Below are 18,092 nucleotides of genomic sequence, written 5' to 3' on the forward strand. Positions count from 1 at the left end.
ATCGTTGCGGTCGGTCTCGCCCTGCGGTTGATGGGTGCGCGCGGCGATCTCTGGTTGGACGAGATCTGGAGCCTTGAACTACTGAGGCCGCTGACCTCGATCGACCAGATATTCTGGCGGGTCAACCATGACAACAACCACTTTCTCAACTCGATCTATCTCTATCTGGTCGGCCCTGATGCTTCGCCGTTGATCCAGCGAGGACTCTCGGTGGCACTCGGCGTGGCCACGATCGCCGTAGCCGCGATGACGGCCGCCGCGCGCGGACGATGGACGATGATCGCGACGAGCCTGCTGTTCGCGGTGAGCTATCCGATGGTTCATTACGGCTCGGAAGCGCGTGGCTATGCAGGCCTTGTGTTGTTCACGCTGGCCTGCGTACTTCTGCTGGAGCGCCGCCTGGACGGGCGCGGCTCCACTCTCGCCTTCGCGGCGGCGATCCTGCTCGGATTCTTGTCGCATCTCACCATGCTCGAAGCAGCTGTTGTCCTTGCGGTATGGGCGACATGGATGGTCTGGTTGCGGACCCGGCGCCTTGCGCGGACTGTCGTTGAGGTAGGCTGGATCTTCATACCGGCCGGGCTCGCCGTGCTGCCGCTGGCTATCGGAGTGGTTGTCGGCGCCAAGCTGTTCGGCTTCAGTGTCGGTGGCGTTTCGCCTTTCACGTTGCCAGCCTTTGCCGATGGGTATGGCGGCATGATCCGCTATCTGTTCGGCCTGCCGTCCTGGATAGGTAATTGGGCCTGCATTTTTGCCGCGTGGGTCCCTGTCGGCGTCTCGGCGGTCATCTGGCGTGATCGGCGGTCCGGCCTCTATGTCATCGGGATCGTCGGCCTGCCCATGCTCATGGCGGCCGCACGGCTTCCGAACCTGGAATTCCCGCGCTACTTTCTCGTCAGCGCCACGCTGCTGCTACTGTGGGCCGGAGAGGTGCTTGGCCGTGGTTTGGACGCCGGGGGAAAGCACAGGCTGCTGGCGGCGGGAGGGCTCGTTGCGGTTTTGATGGGCACGGCGGTGTCGCTGCTGTCGTTCTACGAATACGGCCGCGGCTCCTATTCAGCGATCGTCGAGCGGATGACACGAGATGGCTCGGCCACCTACGCCAGCAATCATGATTTCCGAACCGGCATGGTTGTTGACCATTTTGCCGCAAGGCTGGATCGCCAGGCATCGCTGGTCCCGCAGGGCAAAGTGTGTGCCGAACGCCCGGCATGGCTGATCCTCGAGGGGCCGCCCGACAATCAAGCACAGCATGTAACGCCAGAGGCAAATTGTACCTTGGCGTATGAACGCGTCGCGGCGTCGGCAAGCTGGGGCCTGTCGGGTTTGGGCTGGACGCTGTATCGTCGAGTGGACTGAGCCAGCCTGATCAGGTGCTCAATGAGTTCGCCGCGCGCAGACTGCACCCGGTGATCTGGAAGGAGCCGTCGGGCTGCTGCTGGAGCGTGTACACCGCTTCGTAGTCCTTGCCGTCAGGCCCCACGATCAGAACCTGCTGGACAATCGATGTCGGACCGGTCTCCTGCACCTTGCCGAAGGAATAGGTCTGCGGCTTGCGCACCGGCGGATAGCCGTTGGTGACCATGTTCATGAACAGGTCGACAGTCGGAAAGGTCTGTTTCACATTCGGTGCGGCAAAACTGTAGGCGCGCGCGCCGTCATTGGCGATGAAGGCCTTCAGCTGACCGTCGATTGCCGTCTGTGCTGCCTTGATTTCAGCATCCCCGGCCATTGCCGGCGAATCAAGGAGGAGTGAAACGAGCGCGAATGCGAGAAATGCGCGACGCATGGTCTGTCTCCGTTGTTCCTCGAAAAGTTATCCCCAAAAAACTGCTGTCCGGGCACATATCATAACATACGCAATATCTTACGTATCTCGGCGCCCGAGGGTTTCAGTGCCCGCAAACATTCGCCCCAGAACGGCCAAAGAATGGCCAAACGCGCGAGTTTAAGCATAGTTTAAGAGGCTGCGCTCATCCTCGGGGCGAGGGGGATTAAATCTACAACCCACGGGACGAACAATGTCTGGACAGATTCATCGACGTACCTTCCTGAAAGGTGCCGCAAGCTTCGCGGTTCTGGCTCCCTTGCCCGCATGGGCGGGTGCTTCCGAAGTGCCCTTTGATCCGGCGATCCCCGCACTCGGCAACCCCCGAGGCAATGTGACAATCGCTGAATTCGTCGATTATCAGTGCCCCATCTGCAAGCTCACCTATGTCCAGTTGAAAAAGCTTCTCGCCGAGGATCATGGCATCCGGCTGGTGATGAAGGATTGGCCGATTTTTGGTGATGCCTCGCGCGACGCGGCCCGCATGGCGCTCTCCGCCGGCCCACACTATGCCAGGGCGGTGAATGCCCTCATGGCCAGTGGGCAAGGACTTTCCGAACACCGCACGAACGAGATTCTCGCGTCGGCCGGCGTTGATGTGACCAGGGTGCGTGCCGGCCTCGCTGTCCGTCAGCCGAAAATCGATGCGGTCCTGTCTCGCAACGGGGCCCAAGCAAGTGCCTTCGGATTGCGGGGTACGCCGGCGCTTGTGATCGGCGGTACCTTGTACCGGCACGGCATGTCCGTGGCGGACCTCAAGGTCGCGGTTGCAAAGGCTCGGGCTGCCTGAGCAAGGGGTGCCCGAGACAGTCCTTAAGCTTGAAAGCCGGGCGGCAGTCTGCGACAAGGGCCGCGTCGAGCGCATGACCCGAAAGTCGGATTGGATTTTCGGCGGAGATCATGCGCAATCAACGTGCTACGACATCCTTCGCGCCTCTGAGGCCGCGTGGCGTTGTCGGTACGAGCTTGGGCGGGACGGAGCGATGAGAGCGTTTTTCGTGCAGATCAAATGCGACCTCGGCAAGGCCTATCAGGTGGCCAGCGCGCTCGCTGATGCCGAGATCGCTTCAGAGATCTACTCGACAGCCGGCAACTACGATCTGCTCGCCAAGTTCTACGTCGATGACGAAGAAGACATTGGTCACTTCGTCAATGAGAAGGTGCAGATTCTTCCGGGCATCAAGGACACGTTTACCGTCGTCACTTTCCGAGCGTTCTGATCGCTTCCGCCAAATGCCCGACGACGAGGCAAAGGCTGATCCCGGCCATATTGGCACTGCCTTAATTTTAGGCAGTCGCAATATACTGACCGCCCAACCCGCCCAAATCACCGATTGCGCTTGATTTTCTCCAGAGACGTCAGTGAAATGGTGTCACAGGGGAGTATGCGATTGGCAGCGTTCGACGAAATGCTTCCGGAAGTTTCCGGATTGAGAAAACCGTATTCGGCTTACGATCGCTGGCTGAAAGAGCAGGATCCGGCCAGGCTTACCGAAAAGATGCAGGACGCCGAGCGCGTCTTTCGCAAGACGGGCATCACGTTCGCCGTCTATGGCGAGCAGGATGCGTCAGAGAGACTGATCCCGTTCGACATCGTTCCCCGCATCATTTCCGGCCAGGAATGGCGGCGGCTGACGCAAGGCATCGAGCAGCGGGTGCAGGCGCTGAATGCCTTTCTAGATGACATCTACCATCGCCAGGAAATCCTGCGGGCGGGGCGCGTTCCCAAGGAACTGATCGCCAGGAACGAAGCATTCCTGCCGGAGATGATTGGTGTGCGGCCGCCAGCGGGCGTCTATACGCACATTATAGGCGTCGACATCGTGCGCATCAGCGAGAACGAATTCTATGTGCTGGAGGACAATGCGCGCACGCCATCGGGTGTCTCCTACATGCTGGAGAACCGGGAGACGATGATGCAGCTCTTTCCCGAGCTGTTTCAGCAGATCAAGGTCCGGCCGGTCGAAAACTATCCGCAGCTTCTGCGCCAGTCGCTGGCGGCGGTGCGGCCGCAAGGCACAAAGGGCGCGCCGACCATCGCCGTGCTGACGCCGGGCAGCTACAACTCCGCCTATTTCGAGCACGCCTTCCTCGCCGACCAGATGGGAGTGCAGCTTGTCGAGGGCCAGGATTTGCGTGTCGTCGACGGCCATGTCGCCATGCGTACCACCGAAGGCTACAAGCAGATCGACGTGCTCTACAGGCGTGTCGATGATTCCTTCCTCGATCCGCTGACCTTCCGCCCGGACTCCGCACTGGGCATTCCCGGCATCATGGATGTCTATCGCGCGGGCAACATTACCATCGCCAATGCGCCGGGCACCGGCATCGCCGACGACAAGGCGATCTATTCCTACATGCCCGAGATCGTCGAATTCTACACAGGCCGCAAGGCGATCCTCGGCAACATCCCGACATGGCGCTGCTCGGAGCCGGACAGCCTGAAATATGTGCTCGAACACATAGACGAACTGGTGATCAAGGAAGTGCATGGGTCCGGCGGCTACGGCATGCTGGTTGGACCGGCGGCAACCAGGAAGGAGTGCGACGATTTTTCCAAGAAACTCGCGGCAAAACCTTCGAACTACATCGCCCAGCCAACCCTGGCGCTATCGACTTGTCCGATACTGACGGACAAGGGTCTGGCGCCCCGTCACGTCGATCTCCGCCCCTATGTGCTGGTGTCCGACCGCATCCAGATCGTACCGGGCGGCCTGACGCGTGTCGCGCTCAAGGAGGGCTCGCTGGTCGTCAACTCCTCACAAGGTGGCGGCACCAAGGATACGTGGGTGCTGGATGATTGAGGCCAGTGAGTAGGGAAATAGGCAGTAGTGGGAAGCAAAAGGGACAGGGAAATGCCATATTCCGTTGAGATTCAATCAGTTATTATTCCCTACCCGCTATTCCCCACTCACTAGCCCGAAGGGCCATTTCATGCTTCTAGGCCGCACCGCCAACGGGCTATACTGGATGAACCGCTATATCGAGCGGGCCGAGAACATGGCGCGGCTGGTCGATGCCGGCTTGCGCATGGCACTGACCCGTACCCAGAGCGCGTCGGAGGAATGGAATTCGGTGCTGCTGAGCGCCGGCTCCGATGTCGCCTTCACGCAGAAATACTCGGATTATACGGCCGCCAACGTTGCCGACTTCCTGCTGCGTGACACGACGAACCCATCGAGCACGATGTCGTCGATCGAGACGGCCCGCAACAACGCCCGCATGGTGCGGACAGCGTTGACGCGCGAAACCTGGGAAAGCATCAACGAAGCCTGGATGTCACTGAAGCGCATGCTGGCCAGGCCGATCGACGAACGCGACCTGCCCAGCGTGCTCGATGCCATCAAGCGCGAGACGGCCCTGATCCGCGGTTCGTTCTACGGCACCATGCTGCGCAACGAGATTTTCGACTTCTCCCAACTCGGCACCTATGTCGAGCGGGCCGACAACACGGCACGCATTCTCGATGTGAAGTACTATGTCCTGCTGCCATCGATCTCCTGGGTCGGCTCGACGCTCGACAATTACCAGTGGGAATCGATCCTGCGCTCGGTATCGGCGCATCGGTCCTATCGCTGGGTCTATGATGCCGAGTACAAGCCGACCAATATCGCTGATTACCTGATCCTCAACGTCCGCATGCCGCGCTCCCTGACCTTCTGCTACCGCTTCCTTACGGAGCATCTGAAATTCCTGGGCGACGATTACGGCGAGCGGCATGCCTGCCACGCAACGGCGGAGAAGACGCAGGCCATGTTGAGAACCGGCTCGATCAAGGACATATTCGATACCGGCCTGCATGAGTTCCTGGCCAGCTTCATACTCGACAACACCAAGCTCGGCGATGAGATCGCGCAAGACTATCGGTTCAACTGAGCATGATCCCGGAAAGCGGAACGCGGTTTTCGGACGAGATCATGCTCACCAACGGACAACAAGCATGCGGCTGAAGATCACCCACCGCACCGAATACCGCTACGATACGCCGGTACAGTATCTGTTGCAGCGGCTGCGGCTGCTTCCTGCCAGCGGACCGACGCAGACCGTGTTGTCCTGGGGGCTGAATATCGAAGGTGCGCGCGAGGAGGTTCGCTTTGTCGACCATTTCGGCAATGACACGCGCCTTCTAAGCGTCGAGGGCGAACGCGATTTCATCACGGTCGAGGCGGCCGGCGAAGTGGTGACGCGCGACACCGCCGGTGTCTGCGGACCGCACCAAGGCTTTGCACCGCTCTGGCTGTTCAGCCAGGAAACAACCCTGACAACGATCGGCAGCAGCATTCGCGAGCTCGCGGCATCCATCGGCAAGGGCACCGATATCGAAAGATTGCATCGGCTGATGGCTGTGATCGGTGAACGTGTAGCCTACACGCCAGGCACCACCAGCGCCGCGACGCCGGCAGAGGAGGCGCTGGTGCTCCAATCCGGCGTCTGCCAGGATCACAGCCATATCTTTGCGACCGCCGCGCGCGCCATGGGGTTTCCGGCCCGCTATGTCAGCGGCTATCTGATGATGGACGCGGCGATCGAGCAGGCGGCAAGCCATGCCTGGGCAGAGGCGCATGTTTCCGGCCTTGGGTGGGTTGCCTTCGATGCCGCCAACGGCATTTCCCCAGATGAGCGCTATGTGAAGGTGGCAACCGGCCGCGACTACCGCGATGCCACGCCGGTGTCGGGAATTCGGCTGGGACAGGCGGAAGAACAGCTTGCGGTCACGGTCACGGTGGAGCAGTAATCCCCATATTGCCGCCGGAAAAGATTCCATGACCTATTGCGTTGGCCTGAAGATCGATCGCGGGCTCGTGTTCATGTCGGACACGCGCACCAATGCCGGTATGGATTCGATCTCGACCTTCAGGAAGATGCATGTCTGGGAACAGCCGGGCGAGCGCGTCATCGTGCTGATGTCAGCCGGCAATCTGGCGACGACGCAGGCAGTGGTCAGCCTGCTGGAAGAGCGCACCAAGGCGGTTGCCGATCGTCATGCGACTTTGTTGGAAACGCCCTCCATGTATCAAACGGTGCGGCTCGTGGGCGACACCGTCAAGGAGGTCATCGCCCATTCGTCTCCTGCCGGTGAAAAGGCGGATTCCTACTTCAATGCTTCCTTCATTCTCGGCGGCCAGATCAAGGGCAGCGAGCCCCGCCTGTTCATGATCTACCCCGAAGGCAATTTCATCGAGTCGACCGACGATACGCCGTTCTTCCAGATCGGTGAGACCAAGTACGGCAAGCCGATCATCATTCGCGCCTATGAAAAGACGATGAGTCTTGCCGAGACGGTGAAGCTGCTGCTGGTGTCGTTCGACTCGACGCTGAAGTCGAACCTGTCGGTCGGCTTGCCGCTTGACCTGCTGTTCTATGAGAAGGACGCCTTCAAGGTTGGATTGAAGAAGCGCATCGGCCAGGACGATCAGTATTACCGCACGATTTCCGACGGATGGTCGAACGCCCTGAAGACCGCCTTTGCCAGCCTGCCGGATTTTCCGGGATAGCTGCCGCACCCTCGTGGATGGTTGCGGGTCGATATTTCGCCTGTTAATTAGCGTGCTTGAAGCGCCTTTTTCAAACGGCGGCGCCTGAACAAGGCTGGGGGGGCGATGAACAACGAAGAATTCCGGCAATGGTCGCTGCGCGCGGCTGAGTGGGGCGCCGATTACCGAGCCGGCCTTCCCGATAGGCCGGTGCGGCCACTTGTCGAGCCGGGCGACATCTTCAAGAGCATAGAGGTTTCGCCGCCGGAGAGGGCGGAGCCGATGGATACGATCTTCGCCGATTTCGAGGAAAAGATCCTGCCCGGCATGACCCATTGGCAGCATCCGCGCTTTTTCGCCTATTTCCCGGCCAATGCAGCACCCGTTTCCGTCGTGGCCGAATACCTCGTTTCGGCGATGGCCGCGCAATGCATGCTCTGGCAGACCTCGCCGGCCGCGACCGAGCTGGAGACGAGGGTCGTCGACTGGATGCGGCAGGCGCTCGGCCTGCCGGAAGGCTTTTCGGGGGTCATCCAGGATTCGGCGTCCTCGGCCACGCTTGCCGCCGTGCTGACCATGCGTGAACGCACCCTCGATTGGCAAGGAAACAAGAAGGGGCTAAGCGGGCAGGCAAGACTGCGAATTTACTCCTCCGATCAGGTCCACACCTCCATCGACCGGGCGATCTGGGTCGCGGGCATTGGCGAGGATAATCTGGTCCGGATTCCCGCGTCTGGCCGCTTTCGCGCCATGGACACCACGGCTCTCGAGGCGGCGATCCTCGCGGACAAAAAAGCCGGGCTGCTGCCAGCTGGCATCATCGCTTGCGTCGGCGGCACCAGCACGGGGGGAACCGATGATATCGCTGGCGTTGCCGCGATAGCGAAACGGCATGGTCTGTATCTGCATGTCGATGCGGCGTGGGCGGGATCGGCCATGATCTGCGAGGAATACCGACATTTCTGGGCCGGTGCGGCGTTCGCGGATTCCATCGTCTTCAATCCCCACAAATGGCTGGGCGCGCAGTTCGACTGCTCGATCCAGTTCCTGCGCGATCCGGAAAGCCATGTGAGGACTCTCGCCATCAAGCCTGAATACCTGAAGACCCATGGCCATGACGGCATCATCAACTATTCCGAATGGTCGGTGCCGCTCGGACGGCGCTTCCGGGCTCTGAAACTCTGGTTCCTGCTGCGTGCGTACGGGCTGGACAATCTGCGCACGATGATTCGCAACCATGTCGCATGGAGCGAAGGCCTCGCCGAGAGGATCGGAGGCGAGCCGGGTTTCGAACTTGTCACCGAGCCGATGTTGTCGCTGTTTTCGTTCCAGCATCAGGCGCCTCCAGGCGTCGATCCGGATGAGCATAATCTGCGGCTGGTCAACGCCATCAATGACGATGGCCGTATCTATCTGACGCAAACGCGCGTTAATGGGCGGGTTGCGATCCGCTTTCAGGTCGGTCAGTTCGAGACGACAGCGGCGGACGTCGATGCCGCATTCGGCATCATTACCGAAATCGCACGCACCCTGACCTGAACCGATTTTCTGAACCTGCGACACGGTTTCCTTTTGCAATCATCCATTTCTGTTCAAGGGCTCCTGCCTTTTCATAACTTTCGTTTTCGGGTATGAACAAGGAAAACGAAAACGGGAGCCTGTCCAATGTACCTGTCGCCGCGCCATTCCGAGATCATCCAGATGGCCAAGGACAATGGCAGGGTGCTGGTTGACGAACTGGCAGCGCATTTCAGCGTGACGCCGCAGACGATACGCAAGGATCTGAACGATCTCTGCGACCAACGGCTGCTGTCGCGCATTCACGGCGGTGCGCTGTTTCCTTCCGGCATCGAGAACATGGAGTATGAGGCGCGGCGCAAGATTGCAGCCGAGGAGAAAGATGCGATCGGCCGCGCGGCGGCCAGGCTCATTCCGGACAACGCCTCACTGTTCATCAACATCGGCACTACGACCGAGGCCGTCAGCACGGCGCTCCTCGATCACACCGGACTGATGGTCATTACCAATAATATCAATGTTGCCAACAGGATGCGTATATATCCTTCGATGGAGGTGGTAATTGCCGGCGGTGTCGTGCGTGGCTCCGATGGCGGCATTGTCGGCGAGGCCGCGGTCGACTTCATCAGGCAGTTCAAGGTCGACTACGCTGTCATTGGCGCATCGGCGATCGACCACGACGGCGCGCTGCTCGACTTCGATTTCCGCGAGGTCAAAGTGGCGCAGGCGATCATCGCCAATGCCCGCCATGTCATCCTGGTTTCCGACCAGACGAAGTTCGAACGCACTGCGCCGGTGCGCATTGGCCATCTGTCGCAGGTCAACACATTCATCACCGACCGCTGTGACATCCCGTCGGTGCGCAAGATCTGCCAGGAGGCCGAGGTTCAACTGATAGAAACCTCCGCGGTCTGATGCTCCCGGAGACAGATGCAGGGCATTCGTATTCGTTTGACATTCGTTATCATTTCGAATAATTCCGCCACGGTTTCGTTGCAACTCAAGACTATTGCATTGCGAAATCGGTGGAGACTCTCGTGGACGCACCTCCCATCCATGACATTTTCGTCATAGGCGGCGGCATCAACGGCTGCGGCATAGCCCGTGATGCAGTCGGACGCGGTTTTTCGGTTTTCCTGGCGGAGATGAACGATCTGGCCAGCGGAACCTCCTCCGGTTCGACCAAGCTTATCCATGGCGGCCTGCGCTATCTCGAATTCTACGAATTCCGCCTGGTGCGCGAAGCGCTGATGGAGCGTGAGATCCTATGGAGGAACGCGCCGCACATCATCTGGCCCATGCGCTTTGTCCTGCCCTACGCCAAGGGGCTGCGGCCTGCATGGCTGATCAGGCTTGGGCTCTTCCTCTATGATCATATCGGCGGGCGCAAATTGCTGCCGGCAACGCGGACGCTGGACATGGCCAACGACCCAGCCGGGCGGCCGCTCAAGCCACTGTTCCGGAAGGCATTCGAATACTCTGACGGATGGGTCAATGATGCGCGGCTGGTTGCGCTGAACGCGCGCGATGCGGCCGACCGTGGCGCTGTCATCCGGACCCGCACCAAGGTGGTCAGTGCCCGCCGTGAGGGCGATGTCTGGAGGGTCAGCCTCAAGAACACGGCGACCGGCGAGACCGAGGAGGTGAAGGCGCGGCTGCTGGTCAACGCGGCTGGTCCGTGGGTCGATCACGTGCTGACGGACACGGTTGGCATGAATGACGTGCACAATGTCCGGCTGGTGCAGGGCAGCCACATCGTCATTCACAAGAAGTTCGATGACCCGCGCGCCTACTTTTTCCAGAACAGGGACGGGCGCATCATCTTTGCCATTCCTTACGAGGAAGAGTTCACGCTGATCGGCACCACCGACCGGGATTATCCCGGCGATCCCCATGACGTGAAGATCAGCGATGTTGAAATCGACTATCTTTGCGCGGCTGCGAGCGAATATTTCGCCGAACCGGTCAAGCGTTCGGACATCGTCTGGACCTATTCGGCGGTGCGGCCGCTTTATGATGATGGCGCCTCCAAGGCGCAGGAGGCGACGCGGGACTATGTTCTGAAGGGCGAGGGCAGTGGGGGTGCCGCGCCAATCGTCAATGCCTTCGGCGGCAAGATCACCACCTACCGGCGGCTGTCGGAATCGATGCTCGAGAAGATCGAGGGCTTTCTTGGCAAGCGCGGCGAACCGTGGACGGCAACCGCACCGCTGCCAGGGGGCGATTTCCCGGCGACCGGTTTCGATGCCGAGGTCACGAAACTGAAGACGGCCTATCCGTTTCTCGATGCCCGCCTTGCCCGCCGGCTGACCCGGCTTTACGGAACCCGGGCACGATCGCTGCTTGGATCCGCAAAATCGAATGCCGACCTTGGCCGCGGTTTTGGCGAGGACCTCTACGAGGCCGAGGTGCGTTATCTCGCCGAAAATGAATGGGCCGTGACCGCCGATGATGTTTTGTGGCGCAGGACCAAGCGCGGTCTGCATCTCAGCCGTGAACAGGCGGCGGCACTCGACGATTTCATGCGGGGTATGAGCAGCCAGCACATTGCGGCAGTCGAGTAGCGGACGCCGATATTGCATCGGCAAAATCCCGAGGGCAGGCTGTTGTTGTTCTTACCGGTTGCATGGCCGGCCGAACCCCAGCAAGAATTGGTCCTGTGGGGGCTCGTGCAGCGGGGGTGGGAATGAGTGGCTTTGTCCTGGCAATCGACCAAGGAACGACATCGACGCGGGCGATCCTGTTCAATGGCGAGATGAGGATAGCGGGCAGCGGACAGAAGGAATTCGCCCAGCACTATCCGGCTTCGGGTTGGGTCGAGCATGATCCAGAGGAGATCTGGTCGAGTGTCGTGACGACCGCGAAGGCAGCCCTGAAGAAGGCCGGACGCAACGCTTCGGAGGTTGCAGCGCTCGGCATCACCAATCAACGTGAAACTGTTGTCATCTGGGAGAGGGCGACTGGCAAGCCCATCCACAACGCGATCGTCTGGCAGGACCGGCGCACCGCACCGCTTTGCCAAAAACTGAAGAAGCAGGGGCTGGAGAAGACATTCACCAGGAAAACCGGGCTGCTGCTGGATCCGTATTTTTCCGGCACCAAGATCGCCTGGATGCTGGACAGGGTGAAGGGCGCCAGGAAGCGTGCGGAGAAGGGCGAACTGCTAGCCGGCACGATCGACAGCTTCCTCATCTGGCGGCTGACCGGTGGAAAGGTTCATGCCACCGACGCCACCAATGCGTCGCGCACATTGGTCTATAATATCCAGGAGAATGCCTGGGATAACGAGCTTCTGGCCGTCCTCAAGATACCGGCGAGAATGCTGCCGGAGGTGAAGGACTGCGCCGATGATTTTGGACGCACGGAAAAAAGCCTGTTCGGTGCCGAGATAAGAATTCTAGGCGTGGCCGGCGACCAGCACGCCGCGACAATCGGCCAGGCCTGCTTCGAACCGGGCATGATGAAATCGACCTACGGCACGGGGTGCTTCGCGCTGCTGAACACGGGCAGCGATCTCGTGCGCTCAAAAAACCGATTGCTGACGACGATCGCCTACAGGCTGAACGGCAAGACTACCTATGCGCTGGAGGGGTCGATCTTCATCGCGGGTGCGGCTGTACAATGGCTGCGCGACGGGCTGAAGGTGCTGGGCAAGGCGGAGCAGAGCGGCAAATTGGCGGCGGCGGCGGATGCGACCCAGAACGTCTACCTGGTGCCCGCCTTCGTCGGGCTCGGCGCGCCACACTGGGACGCTAATGCAAGGGGCGCCATTTTTGGGCTGACCCGCAATTCCGGCCCGGCGGAGTTTGCCCGTGCTGCACTGGAATCGGTAGCCTTTCAGACGCGCGATCTGCTCGACGCGATGCGCAAGGACTGGAAGGGTGCCTCGGCGAGGACTGTGCTTCGCGTCGATGGCGGGATGGTTGCGTCCGACTGGACCATGCAGCGTCTGGCCGACATTCTCGACGCGCCGGTCGACCGACCAACAATTCTCGAGACAACGGCGCTGGGTGCCGCGTGGCTTGCCGGTTCGCAAGCCGGTGTCTGGCCGGCGGCTGAGACATTCGCGAAAAAGTGGGTGCTTGAGCGTCGTTTCCAACCCGAAATGGATGCCCCCACCCGTGCAGTAAAAATTGCCGGTTGGCGCGACGCGGTGCGCAGAACCTTAAGCAAACAATGAAGACCCGCGCCGTGTCCGGCGCGGGTCTTCAGGTCGGCTAGATCAGCAAAGTCGATCAGTAGGGCGGTCTATCAGTAGGGCGAACGGCACTGCTGACGAGGGCCGTTGTTCGGCTGGAACGTGTTGTCCGAAGCGCGATAGGACCTGTAGTGGTCGTAGCACCACTGAACATGCGAATTTCCGCGATTCTCACTGTTTACGATAGCTCCGCTGATGACCGCGCCAGCGGCGAATGCGGCCAGCGGGAACCAGAAGTCACCATGGCGACGGTAGCCGGGGCGGTAATAGCTATAGCCACGGTGCCCGTTCCAGTAGCCACCATTTCCCCTGTTGCCGAAGTTGCGATTGCCGTTGAAGTTCCGGTGACCACCGAAATTGCGGTTGCCGCGAAAATTGCGATTCTTCAACTGCGGATTGAAATCTACTGCCTGGATATCGGATGGAGCGACGACCGGAGCCTGAGGCACATATATCGGTGAGGCTTCGGCAGGTATGGCGGCGGTGGCCGCGAATGAAATTGACAAAGTGGCGGCCAGCAAGCCCGACATGACCTTGTTCATTATATTCTCCTTGAGAGGTGGTTACGTCCCTTGTGCCGGGAGAACGGATAGGGGGCGCTATTGTTCCAGAAAAATGCTCAAGTTGCTGATCTGTAATGTTTCTCCTGTCGGAATCTTTGTTTGAAACCGGTTTCCCATGATTTTTGCGGAGGCGATTCCATGTTTCGCGAACCGTTCCGAACTTCTCCATGAAATCGTTGGAATTCTCCACGTGCTGGCGATCTTTTCCGGTTGACCCGTCGAGGCACTCTCCCTATGTTCCGCGCAATTTCGAGGGCAGCCTTTCGCGCCCGCGGGAGCGCGTAGCTCAGCCGGTAGAGCAACTGACTTTTAATCAGTAGGTCATGGGTTCGAATCCCATCGCGCTCACCAGCCTTCAGGACTCTCCGAACAGCAGCGAAACATTTCCGCCGGCATGTCGCTCCAGCCGGCCGGCGAGGTCAAGTTCCAGCAGCACCATGAAAACCTGCGCGGGATGCAGACCGGTGTGGCGGATGATTTCGTCGACCGGCACCGGCGTCGGGCCTAATGTCTCTATCACCCTTGCGCGGTCATCCTCGCCGGGTGGCGGTGCCGAGAAATCGATGGGGTCTTCAAGCGGCGTGTTGTTAGGCGCGTGAAGGCCGGTTAGCGGCGCGATGGCTCCGGAAATGTCGGCGGCTTCGGTGACAAGGGTGGCGCCGTCCTTGAGCAGGCCGTTGGTGCCGGCCGCGCGCGGATCGAGCGGCGAGCCGGGAACAGCGAAGACCAGCCGGCCCATCTCGGCGGCAAGCCTCGCGCTGATCAGCGATCCGGAACGATTTGCGGCCTCGACCACGACAAGTCCCAGCGCGATGCCTGCGACGAGCCGGTTGCGACGCGGGAAGTCCTGGGCACGCGGCTGCCAACCGAACGGCATCTCGGAAACGATGGCGCCGCCGCGCTCGGCTATCTCGTCACAGAGGCCGACGTTCTCCGGCGGGTAGGGCATGTCGAGGCCACCCGCCAGAACGCCGATCGTGCCCGTGGAGATGCTGCCCTGATGCGCCGCCGTGTCGATACCGCGCGCAAGGCCGGACACGATACTGTACCCTTCGCGGCCAAGCTCCGTCGCAAGCGTGCGCGCCATCTTGATGCCGGCGAGCGAGGCATTGCGGGCGCCGACGATGGCTAGGGCCGGCAGCCGAAACACCGCGCCTTCGCCTTTGACCGCGAGCAGCGGCGGTGGGTGGTCCATGTTCTTCAACTGCGGGGGGTAGTCGGGTTCACCAATGCCCACGAAGCGGGCGCCAGCCCTTCGGGCCGCTTCCAGTTCGGCCTCGGCTTCAGCCACTGATGGAATGCGGGCTATCCGGTTGGCGCCGCCGGAGATCATCAGTTCGGGCAATATTTCCAGCGCGGCCTCGGCGGAGCCGAAGCGGTTGATCAGATCGCGAAAAGAGGCAGGACCGACATTCTGGGTACGGATCAAACGAAGCCAGCTCAGCCGTTGCCGGTCGCTGAGGCGCGGCCCGACGAGCCGGTTGCTCACCCCTTGGCTCCGATCTTGCCCTCGGTACCGGCGAGGAGCCGCGAAATGTTGGCGCGGTGCTTGATGAAGACGACGATGCTCATGACCACGAACAATCCGGCAATCCGCGGCGTGCTGAGGAAATAGACTGCGATCGGCACGACGATCGCCGCAATGAGTGCCGCCAGTGACGAGTACCGAAAGAGGAAGGCAACGGCGAGCCAGACCACGGCGAAGACCAGCGCAACCTGCCAGGCGAGGCCGATCAGCACGCCGAGATACGTTGCCACGCCCTTGCCGCCCTTGAAGCCGAGCCAGACCGGAAAAAGATGGCCGAGGAATGCGCCGAGGCCGGCCCACAGGCCGAATTCCGGCGCGTAATGACCGGCGATCAGGACAGCAGCGGTGCCCTTCAGCGCATCGAGAACCAGCGTGGCGGCGGCCAAGCCCTTGTTGCCGGTGCGCAGCACATTCGTGGCGCCAATGTTGCCGGAGCCTATCTTGCGCACATCGCCTAGGCCGGCTGCCCGGGTGATCAATAGCCCAAACGGGATCGAGCCGAGCAGATAGCCGAACACCAGTGCCACGATGAGGCCGTAGGTCATTGTTTCCCCCTGAACCCCGCCCGGCTGACCGGAAAGGAGCGCGAGTTGCTCCCCATTCTTCCTGTCTGCCGGACTAGGCTGAAAATACTGTGCGACCCGAAACCATGGTTTGCAAGACCCTGCCTTGCAGTCGCGCGCCTTCGAAACAGGTGTTTTTCGAGCGTGAGCGGATGCCGCTTTCGCTGACGATCCATGGCTCGTTCAGATCGACGACAGCCAGATCGGCCAATGCTCCCGGCTTCAGCGTGCCGCCGGGCAGTCCAAACAACTTTGCCGGCGCGGTGGACAGCGTTTCGACCAGTCTCAGCAACGTCAAATCTTCATTGTGGTAGAGCCGCAGTGCCGCGCCCAGCAGCGTTTCAAGTCCGATGGCGCCAGCCGCGGCGTCGGCGAAGGGCAGGCGTTTGGTGTCGACATCCTGCGGATCGTGCGAGGACACAATGATGTCGACGGTGCCATCCTTGACCGCCTCGATCATCGCTAGGCGGTCCTCTTCGGCGCGCAACGGCGGCGTCAGGCGGAAGAAGGTGCGGTATTCGCCAACGTCATTTTCGTTGAGCGAGAGATTGTGGATCGATACACCGGCAGTCACCGTCGCGCCGTCGGCTTTCGCGCGCGCTACCGCCGCGGCCGCCATGGCTGTCGATATCTTTGCCGCGTGATAGGAGCCGCGCGTCAGCCGCGCCAGTGCAAGGTCGCGCTCCAGCGGGATGGATTCGGCTTCGCGCGGAATGCCGGCAAGGCCGAGCCAACTCGCATAGAGTCCTTCATTCATCACGCCGGCGGAGGCAAGGGCGGCGTCCTGCGTTTCATGCACGATGGTAGCGCCGAAATCGCGTGCATAGGTCAGGGCACGGCGCATTACCAGCGCACTGGCGATGGTATGGCGTCCGTCGGTGAAGGCCACCGCGCCGGCCTCGCGTAGCAGGCCGAACTCGGTGATCTCACGCCCATCGAGACCCTTGGTGATCGCAGCCGCGGGGAACACATTGACGCTTGCCGTGTCCTTGGCGGTACGCAGCACGAACTCGACCAATGCCACATTGTCTATCACCGGATCGGTGTCGGGCATCATGACGATGGAGGTGACGCCGCCGGCGGCAGCCGCGATGCTGGCCGAAGCGATGGTTTCGCGATGCTCTCCGCCGGGTTCGCCTATGAAAACGCGACCATCGACGAGGCCAGGGATGACAGCACTGCCGGCGCAATCGATGATGGTCGCACCTTCCGGTGCGCCCTGGTTCAGTGCCGCCTTGCCGGCGGCCGCGATCCTGCTGCCATCAACGATAACGGTGCCGACTTCGTCGATACCGCGCGACGGGTCGACGATGCGAGCGCGCTCGAGGACTGTCGTGCTCATGCTCCGCGCCCCTCTAGGTTGCGGCGCGGATCGAGAAGCGCTTCCATCACCGCCATGCGCACGGCAACGCCCATCTCCACCTGTTCCTGGATGACGCTTTGCGGACCATCGGCAATTTCCGAGGCGATCTCGACGCCGCGATTCATCGGGCCGGGATGCATCACCAATGCATCGTCCTTCGCGGCCTTCAGCTTTTCCGCGTCGAGACCGAAATATCGGAAATATTCGCGCACCGAAGGCACGAGGGCGCCTTCCATACGCTCGCGCTGCAGGCGCAGCATCATCACGACGTCCGCGTCCTTCAGACCTTCCGCCATCGAGCGTGTGACAATGACGCCCATCTTCTCGATGCCGGTGGGCAGAAGCGTCGAGGGAGCGACGACACGCACCTGCGCCCCGAGCGCGTTGAGCAGCATGATGTTCGAGCGCGCCACGCGCGAATTCAGGATGTCACCGCAGATGGCAACGATCAGTTTCGACAGTGGACCCTTGGCGCGCCGGATGGTCAGAGCGTCAAGCAGCGCCTGCGTCGGGTGCTCGTGGGCGCCGTCGCCGGCATTGACCACCGAGCAGCCGACCTTTTGTGCCAGCAGCGCCGCCGCACCCGCCGACTGATGGCGGATGATCAATATGTCGGGGCGCATGGCGTTCAGCGTCATCGCCGTGTCGATCAGCGTTTCGCCCTTCTTCACCGAAGAGCTTGCCACCGACATGTTCATGACGTCGGCGCCGAGCCGTTTGCCGGCAAGCTCGAAGGAAGATTGCGTGCGGGTCGAGGCTTCGTAGAAGAGGTTGATCTGCGTGCGTCCGCGCAGCGTCGTGGTCTTCTTTTCCGATTGCCGCGAGATGGCGACCGCCCGATCCGCGCGATCGAGCAAAAGCTCTATGTCGGCGGGGGAAAGGTCGCGGATGCCCAGTAGATGGCGGTGAGGATAGAGCGGCAGGGACGAAGCGTCAGTCATCTCAAGGCGCTGCTATAGGGTGCGGATTCGGCGGCTGCAAGCGCCAGCTTTGGATTGCTGCCTTTCTCCCCGGTATTTTCATCGCGCACGCGGCAAAGCTTGAGCTATAAACCGCC

At 61.0% G+C, this 18,092-nt stretch carries 17 protein-coding genes and 1 tRNA gene; 12 read left to right on the forward strand and 6 right to left on the reverse strand.

The window, feature by feature from the left end; translation table 11 throughout:
• Window positions 1–54 precede the first annotated feature (54 nt).
• On the forward strand, window positions 55–1,359 hold the full coding sequence (locus ACO07C_RS03970) for a hypothetical protein (protein WP_421912930.1): 1,305 nt from the start codon (window positions 55–57) through the stop codon (window positions 1,357–1,359).
• Between the two features lie 10 nt (window positions 1,360–1,369).
• On the opposite strand, the gene ACO07C_RS03975 is transcribed toward ACO07C_RS03970, so the two are convergent.
• Window positions 1,370–1,789, reverse strand: coding sequence for a DUF4864 domain-containing protein (locus ACO07C_RS03975; protein WP_421912931.1), 420 nt, complete (start codon window positions 1,787–1,789; stop codon window positions 1,370–1,372).
• A gap of 232 nt (window positions 1,790–2,021) precedes the next feature.
• Between ACO07C_RS03975 and ACO07C_RS03980 the strand changes: the two genes are divergently transcribed.
• The 10 genes from ACO07C_RS03980 (at window position 2,022) to glpK (ending at window position 13,000) form a co-directional block, all read left to right on the forward strand.
• On the forward strand, window positions 2,022–2,618 hold the full coding sequence (locus tag ACO07C_RS03980) for a DsbA family protein (protein ID WP_421912932.1): 597 nt from the start codon (window positions 2,022–2,024) through the stop codon (window positions 2,616–2,618).
• Window positions 2,619–2,811: 193 nt separating this feature from the next.
• On the forward strand, window positions 2,812–3,048 hold the full coding sequence (locus tag ACO07C_RS03985; protein WP_227347143.1) for an Lrp/AsnC ligand binding domain-containing protein: 237 nt from the start codon (window positions 2,812–2,814) through the stop codon (window positions 3,046–3,048).
• A gap of 171 nt (window positions 3,049–3,219) precedes the next feature.
• On the forward strand, window positions 3,220–4,632 hold the full coding sequence (locus tag ACO07C_RS03990; RefSeq protein WP_421912934.1) for a circularly permuted type 2 ATP-grasp protein: 1,413 nt from the start codon (window positions 3,220–3,222) through the stop codon (window positions 4,630–4,632).
• 130 nt (window positions 4,633–4,762) lie between these two features.
• Complete coding sequence (locus ACO07C_RS03995; protein WP_421912935.1) at window positions 4,763–5,704, forward strand: alpha-E domain-containing protein; 942 nt, start codon at window positions 4,763–4,765, stop codon at window positions 5,702–5,704.
• Window positions 5,705–5,768: 64 nt separating this feature from the next.
• Window positions 5,769–6,563 (forward strand): transglutaminase family protein, encoded by a 795-nt coding sequence (locus ACO07C_RS04000; protein WP_421912936.1) that lies wholly within the window; start codon window positions 5,769–5,771, stop codon window positions 6,561–6,563.
• 28 nt (window positions 6,564–6,591) lie between these two features.
• Entirely contained in the window at window positions 6,592–7,323 is a 732-nt protein-coding gene (locus tag ACO07C_RS04005) for a peptidase (RefSeq protein ID WP_421912937.1), read from the forward strand.
• Window positions 7,324–7,428: 105 nt separating this feature from the next.
• Window positions 7,429–8,841, forward strand: a complete 1,413-nt coding sequence (locus ACO07C_RS04010; protein ID WP_421912938.1) for a pyridoxal phosphate-dependent decarboxylase family protein — start codon at window positions 7,429–7,431, stop codon at window positions 8,839–8,841.
• 126 nt (window positions 8,842–8,967) lie between these two features.
• The gene (locus ACO07C_RS04015; RefSeq protein WP_421912940.1) at window positions 8,968–9,735 is read left to right on the forward strand and encodes a DeoR/GlpR family DNA-binding transcription regulator; all 768 of its coding nucleotides are present in this window, start codon (window positions 8,968–8,970) and stop codon (window positions 9,733–9,735) included.
• 122 nt (window positions 9,736–9,857) lie between these two features.
• Complete coding sequence (gene glpD, locus ACO07C_RS04020; protein ID WP_421912942.1) at window positions 9,858–11,384, forward strand: glycerol-3-phosphate dehydrogenase; 1,527 nt, start codon at window positions 9,858–9,860, stop codon at window positions 11,382–11,384.
• 122 nt (window positions 11,385–11,506) lie between these two features.
• Window positions 11,507–13,000 (forward strand): glycerol kinase GlpK, encoded by a 1,494-nt coding sequence (gene glpK, locus ACO07C_RS04025; protein WP_421912943.1) that lies wholly within the window; start codon window positions 11,507–11,509, stop codon window positions 12,998–13,000.
• 71 nt (window positions 13,001–13,071) lie between these two features.
• Here the strand turns inward: glpK and ACO07C_RS04030 are convergent, their stop codons facing one another.
• Window positions 13,072–13,560, reverse strand: a complete 489-nt coding sequence (locus ACO07C_RS04030) for a BA14K family protein (RefSeq protein WP_421912944.1) — start codon at window positions 13,558–13,560, stop codon at window positions 13,072–13,074.
• Between the two features lie 296 nt (window positions 13,561–13,856).
• Here ACO07C_RS04030 and ACO07C_RS04035 point away from each other — a divergent pair.
• Window positions 13,857–13,932 (forward strand) — tRNA-Lys (locus tag ACO07C_RS04035).
• 4 nt (window positions 13,933–13,936) lie between these two features.
• On the opposite strand, the gene dprA is transcribed toward ACO07C_RS04035, so the two are convergent.
• The 4 genes from dprA to ACO07C_RS04055 all read right to left on the reverse strand — a co-directional run bounded on the left by dprA (window position 13,937) and on the right by ACO07C_RS04055 (window position 17,976).
• Window positions 13,937–15,070 carry a DNA-processing protein DprA gene (gene dprA, locus ACO07C_RS04040; RefSeq protein WP_421912945.1) on the reverse strand — a complete coding sequence of 378 codons (1,134 nt, stop codon included), beginning with the start codon at window positions 15,068–15,070 and terminating at the stop codon, window positions 13,937–13,939.
• A complete protein-coding gene (gene plsY / locus ACO07C_RS04045; protein ID WP_421912946.1) occupies window positions 15,067–15,654 on the reverse strand; it encodes a glycerol-3-phosphate 1-O-acyltransferase PlsY in 588 nt (195 codons plus the stop codon). Before plsY ends, dprA begins: the two co-directional genes overlap by 4 nt.
• Window positions 15,655–15,727: 73 nt before the next feature.
• Window positions 15,728–17,014 (reverse strand): dihydroorotase, encoded by a 1,287-nt coding sequence (locus tag ACO07C_RS04050; protein WP_421912947.1) that lies wholly within the window; start codon window positions 17,012–17,014, stop codon window positions 15,728–15,730.
• Complete coding sequence (locus tag ACO07C_RS04055; RefSeq protein ID WP_421912948.1) at window positions 17,011–17,976, reverse strand: aspartate carbamoyltransferase catalytic subunit; 966 nt, start codon at window positions 17,974–17,976, stop codon at window positions 17,011–17,013. The genes ACO07C_RS04050 and ACO07C_RS04055 overlap by 4 nt, the downstream gene beginning before the upstream one ends.
• Between the last annotated feature and the right edge of the window lie 116 nt (window positions 17,977–18,092).

The organism is Mesorhizobium sp. (assembly GCF_965229135.1).
In the GTDB taxonomy this organism is placed as follows: Bacteria; Pseudomonadota; Alphaproteobacteria; order Rhizobiales; family Rhizobiaceae; genus Mesorhizobium.

Excerpts from the sequence above, each read along its gene's own strand:
- ACO07C_RS03975 (WP_421912931.1), bottom strand. The coding sequence starts at position 1,789 with ATGCGTCGCGCATTTCTCGCATTCGCGCTCGTTTCACTCCTCCTTGAT.
- ACO07C_RS03980 (WP_421912932.1), top strand. The coding sequence starts at position 2,022 with ATGTCTGGACAGATTCATCGACGTACCTTCCTGAAAGGTGCCGCAAGC.
- ACO07C_RS03985 (WP_227347143.1), top strand. The coding sequence starts at position 2,812 with ATGAGAGCGTTTTTCGTGCAGATCAAATGCGACCTCGGCAAGGCCTAT.
- ACO07C_RS03995 (WP_421912935.1), top strand. The coding sequence starts at position 4,763 with ATGCTTCTAGGCCGCACCGCCAACGGGCTATACTGGATGAACCGCTAT.
- ACO07C_RS04000 (WP_421912936.1), top strand. The coding sequence starts at position 5,769 with ATGCGGCTGAAGATCACCCACCGCACCGAATACCGCTACGATACGCCG.
- ACO07C_RS04005 (WP_421912937.1), top strand. The coding sequence starts at position 6,592 with ATGACCTATTGCGTTGGCCTGAAGATCGATCGCGGGCTCGTGTTCATG.
- ACO07C_RS04010 (WP_421912938.1), top strand. The coding sequence starts at position 7,429 with ATGAACAACGAAGAATTCCGGCAATGGTCGCTGCGCGCGGCTGAGTGG.
- ACO07C_RS04015 (WP_421912940.1), top strand. The coding sequence starts at position 8,968 with ATGTACCTGTCGCCGCGCCATTCCGAGATCATCCAGATGGCCAAGGAC.
- glpK (WP_421912943.1), top strand. The coding sequence starts at position 11,507 with ATGAGTGGCTTTGTCCTGGCAATCGACCAAGGAACGACATCGACGCGG.
- ACO07C_RS04030 (WP_421912944.1), bottom strand. The coding sequence starts at position 13,560 with ATGAACAAGGTCATGTCGGGCTTGCTGGCCGCCACTTTGTCAATTTCA.
- plsY (WP_421912946.1), bottom strand. The coding sequence starts at position 15,654 with ATGACCTACGGCCTCATCGTGGCACTGGTGTTCGGCTATCTGCTCGGC.
- ACO07C_RS04050 (WP_421912947.1), bottom strand. The coding sequence starts at position 17,014 with ATGAGCACGACAGTCCTCGAGCGCGCTCGCATCGTCGACCCGTCGCGC.
- ACO07C_RS04055 (WP_421912948.1), bottom strand. The coding sequence starts at position 17,976 with ATGACTGACGCTTCGTCCCTGCCGCTCTATCCTCACCGCCATCTACTG.